We start from the raw sequence: 15,362 nt of genomic DNA, 5'->3' as shown, positions 1-15,362 counted from the left end.
ACACTACCCCTCTCCGCGCTCACCAACCAAACACAATAACCACACCTTTTTTCCTTATCGTCGGCAGCGTCAGATGTGTATAAGAGACAGGGACGGGACCGGGGTCGACGGATACGGGCTCGACGTCGTCGACGTCTGGTACGGAGGGAATCTGCTCGGCCCGAGGCATGTGCGCAAGGTACCAAGAGCACGCACCACTGACAGGACAAATCGCTGGTATGGGGTCGACCCGTGACCTGCGCCCCGTACCTGTGGCGAGCCGGTCGCCTCAGAAGGGCCAGATCGAGTCGAGGAAGCTCTGGCCCGACTCCTTCGCCTGTTCCTGCTGGTCCTGAACCGTCTGGTCGATCTGGTCCTGAAGATTGCCCTGCTGGTCCTGGATGCCCTGCTCGATGCTGTTGCTGATGTCCTCCTTGGCGTTCTCCACGCCTTCGGTCACCGCGGCGACGATGCCCTGCACGGCCAGCACGACGACCCAGACGCCGATGGTCAGGAAGTACGGCCACAGCCGCCGGCGCCGTTCGCCGGAGCGGCCCGCGACCCGCGTGACCATGTTCAGCACTCCGGCCAGCACGAGGCCGAGCAGGGGGATCGTGAGGTTCGCCATGGTGTCGGACCACTCCCACGGCAGGTTCAGCGTCAGCAGCAGCCAGTCGCCCAGCGCGCGGAACAGCGGAGCCTTCGACATGTCGGGCATCGAGCCGAAACCCGGAACCAGCCGTACCACCTGGTAGACGGCGATGATCGCCAGGGCCACCGGAATGAGGCCCAGCAGCATGCGCACGAGCCTCCAGCCCATGTCGTCGTCCTGCTCGCGGTCCCGGTCCGGCTCGGCGCGCCGAGCGGGCCGCGGCTCGGGGAACGACGGCGCCGCGGCCCCGGGGTCCGGCGAGGCGCCGGGAATTCCCGGCTGCGGCTGCTGGGGCTGCTGCAGCGGCTGCTGCGGGGACGGGTACCCGTGCGGTGCTGGTTGCTGGACCGGCGGCTGCTGATAGGTCGGATACCCCGGCTGGAACGGCTGCTGCGCCGGGAACGGCTGCTGCTGGGTGGGTGCCTGCTGCTGGACGGGTGGCTGCGGCCGGATCGAGCCGGGCGGCGGGCCGGCGGGCGCGGGGGAGGGCTGCGCCGGGCGGAACACCTCGGTCCGCGCTGCGGCCGGTCCCATGACCTGCGTGGACGGAGCTGCGGCCGCCGCGCCGGCGACACCTGCCATGCCCGCGGCGGCGGCCCCGGCGGCGAGGCTGCCGGCGGTCACGACCTCGGTGACCACGCGGCGCTCGGTGTGCGTGGTCTCGGCTGCGTGCAGCAGGCCGGGCTCCGGCGCCTGCTGCGAGGCGAGGGAGACCACCGCCCGGGCGATGTTGTGCAACGGCGGGCGCTCTGCGGGGTCCTGGCGGGTCATGGCCAGCACCAGCGGCAGGATCGCGGGATCCACCGGCCCGATGTCCTCGGCCGTCAGGTCCCTGCCCGCGAAGTTCAGGTCGGTCGGGAGGGAGCCCGTCGCGCAGAAGATCAGCAGCAGGCCCAGGCTGTACACGTCGGAGCGGGGGTGCGGCTTGCGCACGAAGAGCTCCGGAGCCATGTAGGCGATGGTGCCCGCGGCGTGGGTGGAGGTCTGCGAGCCGTGCCCCTTGGCGATGCCGAGGTCGATGAGGACGCACCGGCCGTCCGACACGATGATGTTCGCCGGCTTCACGTCCCGGTGCAGGTAGTGCTCCTCCTGCAGCACCGCCAGCGCGCCGGCGACGTCGTCGGCCACACGCAGCAGGTCCTGGCGGGGAAGCGGCCCGTACTCGTGCACCACCTGCGCGAGTGTCCTGCCCGGAACGAGCTCCATGGCGAACCACGGGGTGGGGGCGTCGAGGTCCGCGCGGACGAACGCCGGGAAGCCGCGCCCTCCGAGCTGCTCCAGAAGCCCGGCCTCGGTGACGAAACGCTCGCGGGAACCCGCCTCGGAGTTCGTCAGGACCTTGAGCGCGACCACGCCGTCCCCCGGGGACTCGGCCCGGTAGACATGGGCGAAACCGCCGTGCCCGAGCGACTCGCGCAGCACGAAACCGCCGAGTACCTCACCGGTCGCGGGGACCTGGCCGGGCTGCTGAACGGGAGCCGGGGCGGGTGTCCCCGTGGTGGGGGGATGCACGAGGGTCGCGTACGGGTCGCCGTTGGAACCCGGCGTCGGCTGGACACGCGTGGTCGGCTGGACGTGCGTGGTCGGCTGGACGTGCGTCGCATCGACGTCCGGACCCGACCGGGTCGACGGCTGGACGCGCGTCGCGTACGGGTCCGGAACCGTCCCCGGCGCAGGTGGCGGGACCTGGGCGATCCTCCGCGGCAACCGGGTCGTGTTCGGGTCCGGCGGGACCGCGCCGGACGCGCGGCGGTGCGAATCGTCGGACATGAACACTCCTCGGCAGGGAACAAAAGGCGCAGGTCAGCCCACAGAACAAGCTACCAGCGCCGAAAGGCTGCCAGAATCACGATCCGCAAACAACTTCATGCCTCTCGCGGAACTCTCACGCACCGTCCAGGTCTCGGGTCCCGCGGTCGGCCTGGTCGTCGACGGCGTTCTCGAGGGCGTCCCGCAGCTGCTGCTTCCGGTCCTCGATGGTCTGGTCGACCTGTTCCCGGACGCCCTGGCGTACGGTCTCGGTCGTGTCGGACGCGAACGACAGGACGCCGGACACCGCCAGCAGCACGATCCAGGTGCCGATCACCAGGACATACGGCCACACGCGCAGCTTGCGCCCGCGACGCGACGGCGTGAAGAGGTTCAGCAGCACCGCCAGCACCAGGCCGAGCACCGGGATCGTCAACTCGGCCGCCTGTCCGCTCCAGTCCGGGTTCAGGCGAAGGAGCTCCAGGGCGCGGTCACCGAGGACCCTGAAGGGTTCCCATCGTGAGACGTCAGGCAGGTGGCCGGGCTCCACGAAGACGCGGACCAGCTGGTAGAGCGACACCCCGAGCAGGATCCGCGGAATCCACGCGAGGAACGCTCCCGCGGGCGCCCTGGTGGCCTCCGCCGCCCCGGCCGGTCTCGTGCCCGAGCCGTGCTCCTGTGCCTGTTGCTCCTGCGCCTGCTGTTCCTGGGCCGGGTGTTCCCCGGCCGTCCGCGGGTCCGCCGAACCGGGCACTCCCTGAGCGGCGGCGTCCCCAGGGATGCCGTGCGCTCCGGGAGGCTGCGGCAGGAAGTTCTCCGGCGGGTTGGCCACCTCCGTGTTCGCGCGCACCGACCGGCGCAGCGAGTGCAGGTCGCCGTTCGTGGTGGCGGTGGCACCGGTGTCGCCCCACTGCATCTGCTGCCAGATGTACTCCTTGATCTCGCGCGGCGTGCGCCCGCCGGCCCGATGCTGCCCGACCTTCACCAGATGCTCTGCGATGACCTGTTCGGCGCGGATGCCGAAGCCGCTCTGCTGCAGCGCCTGGAGCCTGCCGACCAGTTCCTGGTCGAACACCAGCATCGTCATCGGCTCGCCGGATCGAACCGGCCGGGGGTTCATGCCCGGGGTGAACCGGACGGTCGGGTCGGACACGCTGGCTCCTCACGCCTCGCACCCGGTGGTCGTCGGGTGATTTCGCAAACTACCAGTCGCGCGCGCGGACCTCACGCGGGGTGATCCCTGGTAGAAACCGGCGTTTCCGGTCGCTTTCGAGGCCTCGATGGCGGAGGCTTGGGCTCAGCGCGACGAACAGCAGAGCCGAGGAGCACGCCGATGAGCACGGAAACGGTGCGCAGCTGGCCTCAGATCGAGGCCGTGGTCAGGACCGACGGGTCGGGTGAGGTGCGGATCGACGGGAGCATCCACCCGGTCGTCACCAACAGCCTCGAGGAAGCCAGGATCGAGGTGCTGCGCCGTGTCACCGAGAACGCGGTCCAGCTCGGGCGTCCCGTGCGTGCGAACGCGGAAGGTCCCGAAGGCATGTGGCGGCTCGTCGTACACCCCGACGGCACGGTCGTGCCGGAGGATGACGTTCCCGTGCCGGACGTTCCCGTGCCGGACCTGACGGCCCCGCGCCCTCCTGAGTCCCAGCCGGCCGATCCCGCGCCGATAGATCCCGCGCCGATCGACCCCGCGCCGACTGACCCCGCGCCGATCGACACGATCGCGGGCGACAGCATTCACTCCGGGAGCCACGAGCCCGGGGCGGGGCCTGCGCTCGACGCTCCGCCCGCGGTTGCGCCGGCCGACGGGCTCCGCCCGGAACCGTCGGGTCTGCGGGAGCCCGCCGCGGCGGACCTCGTCGCGCCTGGCCGGGAGGAGCGCGCGTCGTTCCTGACGCAGGTGTCGGTGGAGGAGCCTGCCGAACAGGGCTTTCGCGGCTGGCTCACGCGCCTGGGACTGCCGGTGGGGCCGAGCGAGGCGGAGCGGGCGGAGCGCGCGGACGAGCGGGACGTGAGCCAGCACTGGCCGGGGCCGCGCACCATCGCGATCGTGAACGGCAAGGGCGGGGCGGGCAAGACGCCGTCGTCGGTGCTGCTGTCGGCGGTGTTCGCGCAGTTCGGCGGCGCTGGCGTGGTGGCGTGGGACAACAACCAGACCCGAGGCACGCTCGGCTGGCGCACGGAGAAGGGGCCGCACGACGCCACGCTGCTGGACCTGCTGCCGCGGGCCGACCACCTGCTCGGGCCCTCCGCCCAGGCCGCCGATCTGGCCCGCTACGTGCACCACCAGACGCGCGACCGGTTCGACGTGCTGCGTTCCAAGCCGATGGCGATGGCGCACGAGCAGCGCATCGCCTCTGCGGACGTGGACGCCATCCATGCCGTGCTGAGCAAGTACTACCGGCTGATCGTCATCGACTCTGGCAACGACGAGTCCGACCCGATGTGGCAGCGGATGATCGACCACACCGACCAGCTCGTGATCGCCACCACGACGCGGGACGATCACGCGGAGGCGGGCGCGCTGCTCCTGGAGGGTCTGGCCGAGCGGGACGGCCGGTCCGCCTACCTGGCGCAGCAGGCGGTGGCCGTGGTGAGCCAGGCGGACCAGAAGGCACCTGCCGAGGAGGTGCGCAAGGTGGCCGCCGGGTACGAGTCCCTGGCCCGGGAGGTGGTCACGGTGCCGTTCGACCCCGGCATGGTCGACGGTCACCTGCGCTACGGGGCGCTGCGTCCCACGACGCGCCGCGCCTGGCTGGCCGCGGGGGCCGCGGTGGCCCGGGGGCTCTGAGCCGAGGTCAGCCCCAGGACGTGAGCCGCTCCCACAGTGGCATCGTGTCGAAGCCCATCTGGTTCAGCAGCGCCCACACGATGCCGACCACCGCGTACAGCGAGACGGGAACGAGCAGGATCCACTCGCGCACCGACCCGGCGTTGCCGAGGATCGGCAGAGCGATGTTGCCGCTGCGCCGCCAGAAGCTGTCGAGCTCGATGCCCCTGCCGTCGCGCATCCAGTAGGGGGACTTGAACTTCAGCGGCCAGAGCAACGGGATCCCGTTGGTGGTGATGAGGTCGCCGATGAGGTGCACCACGCACCCCAGAGCCACGCAGAAGGGCATCCAGAACCACTCCTCGGGCGCGAAGATCGCGATGAGCGCGGCCAGGACCACCGACGTCGTCCAGGGCAGGACCTTGGTGTCGCGGGTGATCTTGAGCGCTTTGAGCGCGAACGCCACGAGCAGGACACACATGATGCCGGGTCCGATGAGCACGGTTCCTATGCCGTCGAGACCGGTGTCCACCGACAGCAGGCTCAGGAACCAGGCGATCGCCGTGAACGCGAGCACGCCCAGGATCGAGTGCGTGCCCTTGCGGTGTCCGCCGGAGACCGTCTCGACGACCTTCACCACGGCGTCCGAGACGGGCGGCAGCGAGTGGGCGATGGTGCCACTGTGGTGGTCCGCGTCGGGCAGGAGCGCGGCACCCGCACAGACCAGCGCGCCGGCGACGACGCCGAGATGGGAGACCCCCTCGTACCATCCGAACGCGAACGGCGCGGTCGAGGTCACGGCCACCCAGGCGGCGGCGCCTGTCGCGGCGTGATGTCCTCCCATCATGGGATGTGGGCTCCTTCCAGCCAATGTCCGTTCCGACCGGAAACGCCCGGCCGAAGAGCAACGGTAACGCGATCGGTCCGTATCCGAGGTGACCAGGCCCGACGGACACCGTTCGGCGTGTCGCGCCAGCGGACTCGCGGAGTTTGATGAATTCTTGGAGACAGATTCAGAAAAGGCATGGACGTACCAAGGTTGCGTGTGTACCTTTCTTCACGACGAGGTCACCCGGTCTCGTCAGATGGCTGTATCCACCCGGCTGCATCCAGGCCGCACCGAAACGAGAGGACGGGAAGCCCATGATCCGCTGCGCACGCACCTCGTCCTACCCGACCACCGCGCAGCACCTCCTGGACGGCCGCGAGGCCCTTCGAGGCGCGATACGGCGCTGACCCGGCGCGTTGCCGGACCAGCACTCGTGTGCCGCCTGGAGGACTTGCGTCCTGGGCGGCTTTTTCTTTGCACTTCCAGCACCGACGAAAAGAACTACTCACCCGAAAGGAGCGGACCGTGGCCGACGTCCTTGTCCTCAATGCCGGCTACGAGCCGCTGCACCGCGTGTCTGTCCGGCATGCCATCGGGATGCTCGTGCGGGAGGTAGCGGTCGTGGAGGAGGCGGTCGACGGCCGCACCTTCGGACCGTTCCCCTTACCGCGCGTCCTGCGCCTGGTCCGGTACGTCGCGATGCGGTGGCTCTACAAGCGAGGCGGCACCCCTGCCTGCACCAAGCAGGGAGTGAAGCGCCGCGACGGATCCTGCGCCTACTGCGGAGGCCCCGCCGACACGGTGGACCACGTCGTTCCCCGCTCGCGCGGAGGCCCCTCGACCTGGCTCAACCTCGTGGCCGCCTGCTACGAGTGCAACTCGTTCAAGGCGGACCGCACCCCTGCGGAAGCCGGCATGCTGCTCTACCTGACGCCGTACGTCCCGCGCGCCGAGTACGCGCGAGCACGGCTGCAGCGCGCCGCCCGGCTGGCGTAGCCGCCCGATTCGACCCCGGACGCCCGGGCTGTACCCTGTGCCACGACTGCGGGTGAAATATTCGCCCGCTGCCGGGGCCGGGCCAGGCCCCGGCGTCCGGGGTCGCACGATGTCGAGGGGGCAGGCGCATGAGCGTCGGCGCGGAGCCAGGCTGGGATCACGTGCACGCGGTGGTGCGCGAGGACGGAAGCGGCGAGGTGCGCATCGGCGGGATCCCCTACCCCCTGCACATGACGACGCTCGGCCAGGTGCGGGGCGAGGTCATGCGCGGCATGCTCTCCCGCATCGGGATGCGCGTCCCGCCCAGCACCGAGGAACGCTCCGAGCGCGCCGACGAGGCCGTCGTCGCCCAGCACTCTGGCCCGGACCACGCACCGTCGCCGTCGTGAACGGCAAGGGCGGCGCCGGCAAGACCCCCGGCACCGTCCTGCTCAGCGCCGTCTTCGCCGCACACGGCGGCTCCGGCGTGGTCGCCTGGGACAACAACCAGACACGCGGCACGCTCGGCTGGCGTACCGAGCAGGGCATGCACGACGCGACCCTGCACGACCTGCTGCCACAGGTCGACCACTTCCTCGGCCCCACCGCACAGCTCGCCGACCTGGCCTGGTACATCCACCACCAGTCCCGGATGAGGTTCGACGTCCTGCGCTCCAAACCGATGGTGCTCGCCGACGAACAGCGCATCTCCCCGACCCGAAGGCCACCCCGGTCGAACTGCGGCAGGTGGCCCGCGGGTACCGCACCCTCGCCCGCGAGGTCGTGACCGTACCGTTCGACCCCGGCATCGTGGACGGCCGGCTCACCCTGCAGTCGCTGCGCCCCGCCACGCGACGCGCCTGGCTCGCGGCGGGTGCGGCGGTCGCCCGCGGATTCTGAGGCCCGCACTACCAGGGGAATGGCGTTCACGGGGGCGAAGGTGTCATGATCGCCCGCGTGTCCACCGAAGTGCGTGACGTGACCGACGCCGACCTCGACGCCGTGGTCGGCCTGTTCCTGCAGTACCTGGCCTTCTACGAGCACGCGGCCGACGAACAGCGGGTGCGGGAGTTCCTGACCGCGCGGTTCGCCTCCGACGACACCCTGCTGCTGGTCGCAGAGGTAACCCCCGGCGGCGCCGTGGTCGGGCTCGCGCAGGCCTACCAGTCCTGGTCGTCGGTGAGCCTCGGACCCGTCTGGGTGCTCAACGACCTCTTCGTGGATCCCTCAGCCCGCGGGTCCGGCGCGGGCCGCGCCCTGGTGAGGGAGATCTGCGACCGCGCGAAGGAAGCCGGGGCGATCCGCGTCTCCCTCGCCACCGCCTGGGACAACGTCGCGGCCCAGGGGCTCTACGAGTCCGAGGGCTTCGCGCGCGACGTCTCCTTCCTGCACTACGCCAAGGTCACCGGCGGCTGAACGGCGCGGGCTCAGTCCCCACCGAGATCCACCACGACCGGCTCGAACGGCGTACCGGCCGGGTAGTTCCCACCCCAGAGGCTCGCACCCGGCGCGCTCACCTCCACCCGAGGCCAGCGGAGACGGCGGCCTCCGGCATCCTGCGCAGGCGCGCCGACAAGCCGGAACGCGTCCGTGCGCACACCCGACTCACGGTCCAGGATCGACATCGACCAGTCCCCGCCGTCGACCGCACGAACCTCCGGGTCCCCGATCTCGCCGACGAACGACCCGAAGTGCCCGAAGAACGCGATCGACCCGGTGAAGGCGAACGCCCGCGCGTCCGGCGTCGTCCCGCCACCGTCCAGACCCGAGGACCGGTCCACGTCGAGCCCGAACCGGAACGACGCTCCCTCACCCCCCACCTCGGGCCCCACGACGAGACGCCCTCCGGGCGCCCCGGCCACGTACATGAGCAGGCTCGGCTTGATCTCCCAGTCCAGATGCACGCGACGACCCTACACGCGCACCCGCGGCCCGCCGTCGTCGTACCGTTGGCGGTTATGACGACCGCTTCTGAGACCCAGAACCCCGGCACCCGTCCCTCCGCCTCCTACGGCGTGCACTCCGAGGTGGGCAAACTCCGCAAGGTGCTCGTGTGTGCCCCGGGACAGGCCCACCGCCGGCTCACGCCGTCGAACTCCGACAGCCTGCTGTTCGACGACGTCCTGTGGGTGGAGCGCGCCCAGGAGGACCACGCCGCCTTCGTCGCCGAGCTCGAGGCCCGCGACGTCGAGGTCGTCGAACTGCACTCCGTCCTGGCCCAGACTCTGCGCGTGCCGGGAGCCCGCGACTGGCTGCTGGACCGCAAGATCGTGCCGCAGATCGTCGGGGACGGACTGGTGGACGCCACCCGGGCCTACCTCGAGTCACTGCCGCCGCACGTCCTCGCGGAATACCTGATCGGCGGGCTCGCCGTCGCAGACGTCCCCGACCTGCCGCCGGGGCACAGGGCGCTCGCGGCGTTCTCGCCGGACGAGCGGGAGTTCCTCATGCCGCCGTTGCCGAACACCCTCTTCACGCGGGACACGACGTGCTGGCTGTACGGCGGCGTCACGCTGAACCCGCTCTACTACCCGGCGCGGCGCGACGAGACGCTGCTGATGAAGGCGGTGTACGAGTTCCACCCGGACTTCGTGGGGTCCCAGGTGTGGTGGGGCGACCCGGAGGTGCGGCACGGCCAGGCGACGTTCGAGGGCGGCGACATCATGCCGGTCGGCAACGGCACCGTGCTGATGGGCATGGGCGAGCGGACGTCGCGCCAGGCGATCACGCAGGTCGCCGCCCGGTTGTTCGCCGGTGGCGCGGCGCAGCAGGTGGTCGTGGCGGGGATGCCGCGCCTGCGGGCGGCCATGCACCTGGACACGGTCATGACGTTCGTGGACGTGGACACGGTGACCGTCTACCCGCGGATCGTGGACGGCGTGCACCCGTTCGTGCTGCGGCCGGGCGACGACGGGGACGTGGTGGTCTCCCGTGGCGACGGGTCGACCTTCCTGGACGTCGTCGCAGGGGCGATGGGGCTCGACGGGCTGCGCGTGATCGAGACCGGAGGGGACAGCTACGAGTCCGAGCGGCAGCAGTGGGACAGCGGGAACAACGCCGTCGCCGTCGAGCCGGGTGTCGTGTTCACCTACGACCGCAACACCACCACGAACGATCTGCTGCGCAAGGCGGGCATCGAGGTCGTGGAGATCGCCGGCGGTGAGCTGGGGCGCGGCCGGGGCGGCGGGCACTGCATGACCTGCCCGATCATTCGCGACGCGGTGGAATAATCTGCGCGTGACTCGAGAGCTCGTTCCCCCGGAAACTCCGCTGGCCTTCCGCGCGATGCAGGCGCTGCGTCCCCACCTGACCGACGCCGAGACGTTCTCGGAGCAGGTCGACCAGGTCCTGCGGCCGGCGGGCTACCGTCTGCTCGGTGCGTTCGACGACGAGGGCGCCGACGGGGCCGACGCCGTCGCCGTGCTGGGGTTCCGGTTCGTCTCGAACCTGGCCTGGGGCCGGTTCTGCTACGTGGACGATCTGTCGACCCTGCCCGAGGCGCGCGGGAAGGGCTACGCGACCGCGCTGCTGGAACGGGTGCACGAGATCGCCCGTGGTGAGGGTGTGAGCATGGTGCACCTCGACTCCGGCGTGCAGCCCGAGCGTGCGGCGGCGCACGGGCTGTACTTCTCCCAGCAGTACCGGATCGCGTCCTACCACTTCTCGCGCACCGTGTAGCGCTCGCGCACGCGGTGCAGCGGGCGGGCCGCCCCGGGGCGGCCCGCCCGTGTCGTCAGTGGCCCGCGCCGAGCTGCCCCGACAGCCGGTCGAGCCGGTTGGTCGTGTCGCGGTTCATCCCGGTGATCGTGACGGTCTTGCCCTTGCCCTCGTACTTGGTGCGCACCGCGTCGAGTGCGGCGACGCTGGAGGCGTCCCACACGTGGGCACCGGACAGGTCGATGACGATGTTGCGCGGGTCGCCGGTGTAGTCGAACTGGTAGACGAGGTCGTTGGAGGAGGCGAAGAACAGCTCGCCCTCCACCGCGTAGACGCGCTCGTCGTCGGCGTCCGTGGCGTCCAGGCGGGTGACCGAGGTGAAGTGGGCGACGCGGCGGGCGAACATCACCATCGCGACCAGCACGCCGGCGATCACGCCGAAGGCGAGGTTGTGGGTGGCGACGGTGACCACCACCGTGACCAGCATGACCGCGGTCTCGGACTTGGGCATGCGCCGCAGTGTCGCCGGCTGGACCGAGTGCCAGTCGAAGGTGCCGACCGACACCATGATCATGACCGCGACCAGCGCCGCCATCGGGATCAGCGCGACGATGTCGCCCAGGCCGACGACGAGGACCAGGAGGAAGGTGCCGGCCAGGAACGTCGAGATCCGCGTGCGGGCGCCGGACGCCTTCACGTTGATCATCGTCTGGCCGATCATCGCGCAGCCGCCCATGCCGCCGAAGAAGCCGGTGACGACGTTCGCCACGCCCTGTCCCCACGCCTCGCGGGTCTTGTCCGAGTGGGTGTCGGTGACGTCGTCGACCAGCTTGGCGGTCAGCAGCGACTCCAGGATGCCCACCAGTGCCATCGCCACGGCGTACGGCGCGATGATCCTCAGGGTCTCGAACGTGAACGGCACGTCCGGGAAGAAGAGCATCGGCAGGGACTCGGGCAGCGCGCCCTCGTCGCCCACGGTGGGCACGGCGATACCGGCGCCGATGACGACGACGGTCAGCAGCACGATCGAGACCAGCGGCGCGGGGACCACCCGGGTGAGCCGGGGGAAGAACACCATGATGGCGATGCCGACGGCCACGAGCGGGTAGACCGCCCACGGCACGCCGGTCAGGTGCGGCAGCTGGGACAGGAAGATGAGGATCGCCAGGGCGTTGACGAAGCCGACCATCACCGAGCGCGGGATGAACCGCATGAGCTTGGCCACGCCCAGCACGCCGAGGACCACCTGGAGGATCCCGGCCAGGATCACGGTGGCGATGAGGTAGTCGACGCCGTACTCGCGGGCGATCGGCGCGACGACCAGAGCGATCGCGCCCGTGGCGGCCGAGATCATGGCCGGGCGGCCGCCCACGAACGCGATCGTGACGGCCATCGTGAACGACGCGAACAGCCCGAGCCGCGGATCCACGCCGGCGATGATCGAGAAGGCGATCGCCTCCGGGATCAGGGCCAGCGCGACCACGAGGCCGGCGAACACCTCGGTGCGCAGGACGCGCGGACTGCGCAACGCGGCAAGCACACCGCGCAGCGTGCTGTCCGCCTCCGGGGCGCCCGCGGGCGGTGCCGGGGCGTGGGCGGGTTCGGTGAGGTGGGCAGGCTCGGTCGAGGGACCTGTGGGGTTCGGCACGCAGCTCTCCGCGATGGCTCGATGGTTCTGGGCACGCGGCATTGCGTACGGGAAGGGTGGGGGTGGCCTCCGCTCCGGCGCCAGGGATGGCGGCGACCACGCGCCAGGCCGGGCCCTACCCTACCTGGACGGAGGCCCGGTCCGGAATCGGACGCCGTGTCAGCCTCCCCGCCTACTGTGGGGGCGTGGACAGCGAAGCAGGTTCCGGGACGGCGTCCCTGGGGTTCGTCGTGTTCCCGACACGGATCGGGCACTGCGCGATCGTGTGGCGCCACGGCGGCGCCGTCGTCGGTTCAACCCTCCCGCAAGGAGGGGCGGACCAGGTGCGCGGTGCCGTGCGGCGGTGGTACGAGGGAGCGGTCGAGGCGGAACCCCCGGCGGCCGTCGCCGCGGCGGTCGATCGCGTGACCGGGCTGCTCGGCGACGGCGGCGAGGCCGAGGACGCGCCCACCGCGCGGATCGAGCTCGACATGACGGCAGTCCCGGACTTCGACCGGCGCGTCTACGACGTCGTGCGGCAGATCCCGCCGGGGCAGACGCTCACCTACGGCGAGGTCGCGACCCGGCTGGGTGCTCCCGGCTCGGCGCAGGCCGTGGGCCAGGCGCTCGGCCGGAACCCGTTCCCGCCGATCGTGCCCTGCCACCGCGTGCTCGCGGCAGGCGGGAAGATCGGCGGGTTCTCCGCCCGCGGCGGCGCGAGCGCCAAGCGCCGCATGCTGGAGAGGGAGGGCGCCCTGGTGGAGGAACCGACGCTGTTCGACCTGTGACCTGTGACCTGTGACCTGGTGAGCGTGTGGCCTCAGCGCCAGCCGAGGGCCGGAGCCACGTGTTTGACGACGCCCTCGATGACGTGCGCGTTGTAGTCGACGCCGAGCTGGTTGGGCACCGTGAGCAGGAGGGTGTCGGCGGCGGCGATCGCCGTGTCGGCGGCGAGGTCCTCGACGATCTCGTCGAGCTCGCCCGCGTAGGTCCGGCCGAAGCGGGCGGAGCCGCCCTCGAGATTGCCGACCTGGTCGGTGCTGAACCGCTCCATGCCGAAGTAGGCGAGGTCGCGGTCGTCGGTGATCGGGAAGATCGATCGCGACACCGACACGCGGGGCTCCCGAGCGTGCCCGGCCGCAGCCCAGGCGTCGCGGAATCGCTGGATCTGCTCGGCCTGCAGCTCGTGGAACGGTACGCCGGTGTCCTCGGTCAGAAGGGTCGAGGACATGAGGTTCATGCCCTGCCGCGCGGTCCACTCCGCGGTGGCCCGGCTGCCGGCGCCCCACCAGATGCGCTCGCGCAGACCCTCGGACCAGGGCTCGACGCGCAGCAGGCCCGGCGGGTTGGGGAACATCGGCCGCGGGCTGGGCTCGGCGAACCCCTCGCCCTCCAGGAGTTCCAGGAAGCGTGCGGTGCGGCGGCGGGCCATGTCGGCGTCCGACTCGCCCTCGCGAGGCTCGTGGCCGAAGTGCCGCCAGCCGTCGATGACCTGCTCGGGTGAGCCGCGGGAGATCCCGAGCTGGAGCCGTCCGCCCGAGATGAGGTCCGCCGCACCGGCGTCCTCGGCCATGTAGGCGGGATTCTCGTAGCGCATGTCGATGACGCCCGTGCCGATCTCGATGCGCGACGTCCGCGCGCCCACGGCGGCCAGCAGCGGGAACGGCGAGGCGAGCTGCCGGGCGAAGTGGTGCACCCGGAAGTAGGCGCCGTCCGCCCCGATCTCCTCGGCGGCGACGGCCAGGTCGATGGACTGGAGCAGCGCGTCCGCCGCGGACCGCGTCGCGGACGACGCGTGCGGCGTCCAGTGGCCGAAGGAGAGAAAGCCGATGTGCTTCACGGGACCAGCCTGCCCTTCCCCGGAGCGGGTGTCACGCGGGCGCCCGCGCCGCCGTGGGTCGCCGGATATGTCGCCTGGTATACGGTCGGCAGATGCCCGCTCAGGCCCTGACCGACCGGCTGCTCGACAGCGACCCGGCACTGCGCTGGCAGGTGGAGCGCGACCTGCTGTGCGAACCGCCCGAGGTCTGGCAGGCGACCCGTGCCCGCATCGGGGCCGAGGGGCTCGGGGCCCGGCTCCTCGCCCTTCAGGACGATGACGGCCAATGGGCCGGTGGTGCCTTCTTCCCGGCCGGGTTCGACTTCCACGGCCCCGAGGCCGCTCCGGGCGCGGGGCAGCCCTGGACGGCCACCACCTGGTCGTTGAACACGTTGCGCGGGTGGGGCCTCGACCCGGCGGTGCTGCGGGCGCGTCGCACCGCACAACTGCTGGCGGAGAACTGCCGGTGGGACTACGAGAACCTGCCGTACTGGGGCGGCGAGGTCGACTGCTGCATCAACGCGTACACCCTGGCCAACGGGGCGTGGCTCGGGGTCGAGGTCGGCGGCCTGACGGACTGGCTGGTCGAGCACCGGATGGGCGACGGCGGCTGGAACTGCGAGTGGATCAGCGGGTCCGTGCGGTCGTCCTACCACTCGACGCTCAACGTGCTCGCCGCACTCCTGGAGCACGAGGCGGCGACAGGTGGCACCGCCGCCTCCCGCGCCGCACGCCGGGAAGGGCAGGAGTACCTGCTCGCGCGCGGTCTGTTCCGGCGACGCTCGACCGGTGGGATGGTCGCGCCATGGGTGGACACGTACGTCTACCCGTTCCGCTGGCGCTACAGCGTGCTGCGCGCGGCCGACTACTTCCGCCGTGCTTGTCTGCAGGACGGTGTCTCGCCTGATCCGCGCATGTCCGATGCGATCGAGCTCGTGCGTGCTGCCCGGCGGCCGGACGGCACCTGGGTCCAGGAGGGACGCCATCCGGGGCGCGCCTGGTTCGAGGAGGACGTGCCGCCGGGCGAGCCGTCGCCGTGGCTCACCCTGTACGGCGTGCGTGTGCTGGAGTGGTGGGACGGACTGGCCGGATGAGTGGTGGGTGAGGGGCGGGACGGCGTGCTGGACCGTCAGAAGGGCGGTTCGGTGTCGGCCGTCGGCGTGCCGGACGAGGTGGGTCCGGCCGCTCGCGGGCCCGGGAGGCGTGGAGGGCGTGCGACGGTGAGGCCCGTGACCCGGTTGGTGTCCGCGGCGTAGCGGGTGGTGGGGTCCGTGGGGTCGGGGCTGTCTCTTATACACATCT

At 71.2% G+C, this 15,362-nt stretch carries 15 protein-coding genes; 9 read left to right on the top strand and 6 right to left on the bottom strand.

What is annotated here, in order from left to right; all coding sequences use genetic code 11:
• Nucleotides 1–268: 268 nt before the first annotated feature.
• Nucleotides 269–2,401: a serine/threonine-protein kinase gene (locus HGK34_RS23355; RefSeq protein WP_201850925.1), complete on the bottom strand. Its 2,133-nt coding sequence runs from the start codon at nucleotides 2,399–2,401 to the stop codon at nucleotides 269–271.
• A 115-nt stretch (nucleotides 2,402–2,516) separates the two neighbouring features.
• The gene (locus HGK34_RS20455) at nucleotides 2,517–3,533 is read right to left on the bottom strand and encodes a hypothetical protein (protein WP_201850923.1); all 1,017 of its coding nucleotides are present in this window, start codon (nucleotides 3,531–3,533) and stop codon (nucleotides 2,517–2,519) included.
• A gap of 180 nt (nucleotides 3,534–3,713) precedes the next feature.
• On the opposite strand from HGK34_RS20455, the gene HGK34_RS20450 reads away from it, so the two are divergent.
• Nucleotides 3,714–5,174, top strand: coding sequence for a MinD/ParA family ATP-binding protein (locus HGK34_RS20450; RefSeq protein ID WP_201850921.1), 1,461 nt, complete (start codon nucleotides 3,714–3,716; stop codon nucleotides 5,172–5,174).
• 7 nt (nucleotides 5,175–5,181) lie between these two features.
• On the opposite strand, the gene HGK34_RS20445 is transcribed toward HGK34_RS20450, so the two are convergent.
• Complete coding sequence (locus HGK34_RS20445) at nucleotides 5,182–6,000, bottom strand: metal-dependent hydrolase (RefSeq protein ID WP_201850919.1); 819 nt, start codon at nucleotides 5,998–6,000, stop codon at nucleotides 5,182–5,184.
• Between the two features lie 507 nt (nucleotides 6,001–6,507).
• Between HGK34_RS20445 and HGK34_RS20440 the strand changes: the two genes are divergently transcribed.
• The 4 genes from HGK34_RS20440 (at nucleotide 6,508) to HGK34_RS20425 (ending at nucleotide 8,373) form a co-directional block, all read left to right on the top strand.
• Nucleotides 6,508–6,978: an HNH endonuclease gene (locus HGK34_RS20440; protein ID WP_201850917.1), complete on the top strand. Its 471-nt coding sequence runs from the start codon at nucleotides 6,508–6,510 to the stop codon at nucleotides 6,976–6,978.
• Nucleotides 6,979–7,106: 128 nt separating this feature from the next.
• Nucleotides 7,107–7,367: a hypothetical protein gene (locus HGK34_RS20435; protein ID WP_201850915.1), complete on the top strand. Its 261-nt coding sequence runs from the start codon at nucleotides 7,107–7,109 to the stop codon at nucleotides 7,365–7,367.
• Nucleotides 7,364–7,744, top strand: a complete 381-nt coding sequence (locus tag HGK34_RS20430; RefSeq protein ID WP_201850913.1) for a MinD/ParA family ATP-binding protein — start codon at nucleotides 7,364–7,366, stop codon at nucleotides 7,742–7,744. The genes HGK34_RS20435 and HGK34_RS20430 overlap by 4 nt, the downstream gene beginning before the upstream one ends.
• Nucleotides 7,745–7,914: 170 nt before the next feature.
• Nucleotides 7,915–8,373, top strand: coding sequence for a GNAT family N-acetyltransferase (locus HGK34_RS20425; RefSeq protein WP_307816143.1), 459 nt, complete (start codon nucleotides 7,915–7,917; stop codon nucleotides 8,371–8,373).
• Between the two features lie 11 nt (nucleotides 8,374–8,384).
• Here HGK34_RS20425 and HGK34_RS20420 read toward each other — a convergent pair whose 3' ends face one another.
• Complete coding sequence (locus HGK34_RS20420; protein ID WP_201850911.1) at nucleotides 8,385–8,861, bottom strand: HtaA domain-containing protein; 477 nt, start codon at nucleotides 8,859–8,861, stop codon at nucleotides 8,385–8,387.
• A gap of 54 nt (nucleotides 8,862–8,915) precedes the next feature.
• On the opposite strand from HGK34_RS20420, the gene HGK34_RS20415 reads away from it, so the two are divergent.
• A complete protein-coding gene (locus HGK34_RS20415) occupies nucleotides 8,916–10,187 on the top strand; it encodes an arginine deiminase (RefSeq protein WP_201850909.1) in 1,272 nt (423 codons plus the stop codon).
• A gap of 7 nt (nucleotides 10,188–10,194) precedes the next feature.
• Nucleotides 10,195–10,635 carry a GNAT family N-acetyltransferase gene (locus HGK34_RS20410; protein ID WP_307816142.1) on the top strand — a complete coding sequence of 147 codons (441 nt, stop codon included), beginning with the start codon at nucleotides 10,195–10,197 and terminating at the stop codon, nucleotides 10,633–10,635.
• Nucleotides 10,636–10,690: 55 nt separating this feature from the next.
• Here HGK34_RS20410 and HGK34_RS20405 read toward each other — a convergent pair whose 3' ends face one another.
• Nucleotides 10,691–12,304, bottom strand: coding sequence for a SulP family inorganic anion transporter (locus HGK34_RS20405; RefSeq protein WP_201850907.1), 1,614 nt, complete (start codon nucleotides 12,302–12,304; stop codon nucleotides 10,691–10,693).
• A gap of 143 nt (nucleotides 12,305–12,447) precedes the next feature.
• On the opposite strand from HGK34_RS20405, the gene HGK34_RS20400 reads away from it, so the two are divergent.
• On the top strand, nucleotides 12,448–13,029 hold the full coding sequence (locus HGK34_RS20400) for a methylated-DNA--[protein]-cysteine S-methyltransferase (protein ID WP_307816141.1): 582 nt from the start codon (nucleotides 12,448–12,450) through the stop codon (nucleotides 13,027–13,029).
• A 32-nt stretch (nucleotides 13,030–13,061) separates the two neighbouring features.
• Here HGK34_RS20400 and HGK34_RS20395 read toward each other — a convergent pair whose 3' ends face one another.
• A complete protein-coding gene (locus HGK34_RS20395; protein WP_201850903.1) occupies nucleotides 13,062–14,081 on the bottom strand; it encodes an LLM class flavin-dependent oxidoreductase in 1,020 nt (339 codons plus the stop codon).
• 92 nt (nucleotides 14,082–14,173) lie between these two features.
• On the opposite strand from HGK34_RS20395, the gene HGK34_RS20390 reads away from it, so the two are divergent.
• Nucleotides 14,174–15,154 (top strand): prenyltransferase/squalene oxidase repeat-containing protein, encoded by a 981-nt coding sequence (locus HGK34_RS20390; RefSeq protein ID WP_201850901.1) that lies wholly within the window; start codon nucleotides 14,174–14,176, stop codon nucleotides 15,152–15,154.
• Nucleotides 15,155–15,362: the final 208 nt, after the last annotated feature.

Origin of the sequence: Myceligenerans indicum (genome assembly GCF_016742955.1) — a bacterium.
Lineage (GTDB): Bacteria > Actinomycetota > Actinomycetes > Actinomycetales > Cellulomonadaceae > Myceligenerans > Myceligenerans indicum.
Note: the sequence above shows the minus strand (reverse complement) of the source record. Positions and strands in the feature narration are given on the sequence as shown.

Coding starts and splice junctions, on each gene's coding strand:
- HGK34_RS23355 (WP_201850925.1), bottom strand. CDS start 2,401: ATGTCCGACGATTCGCACCGCCGCGCGTCCGGCGCGGTCCCGCCGGAC.
- HGK34_RS20450 (WP_201850921.1), top strand. CDS start 3,714: ATGAGCACGGAAACGGTGCGCAGCTGGCCTCAGATCGAGGCCGTGGTC.
- HGK34_RS20445 (WP_201850919.1), bottom strand. CDS start 6,000: ATGATGGGAGGACATCACGCCGCGACAGGCGCCGCCGCCTGGGTGGCC.
- HGK34_RS20435 (WP_201850915.1), top strand. CDS start 7,107: ATGAGCGTCGGCGCGGAGCCAGGCTGGGATCACGTGCACGCGGTGGTG.
- HGK34_RS20415 (WP_201850909.1), top strand. CDS start 8,916: ATGACGACCGCTTCTGAGACCCAGAACCCCGGCACCCGTCCCTCCGCC.
- HGK34_RS20405 (WP_201850907.1), bottom strand. CDS start 12,304: ATGCCGCGTGCCCAGAACCATCGAGCCATCGCGGAGAGCTGCGTGCCG.
- HGK34_RS20390 (WP_201850901.1), top strand. CDS start 14,174: ATGCCCGCTCAGGCCCTGACCGACCGGCTGCTCGACAGCGACCCGGCA.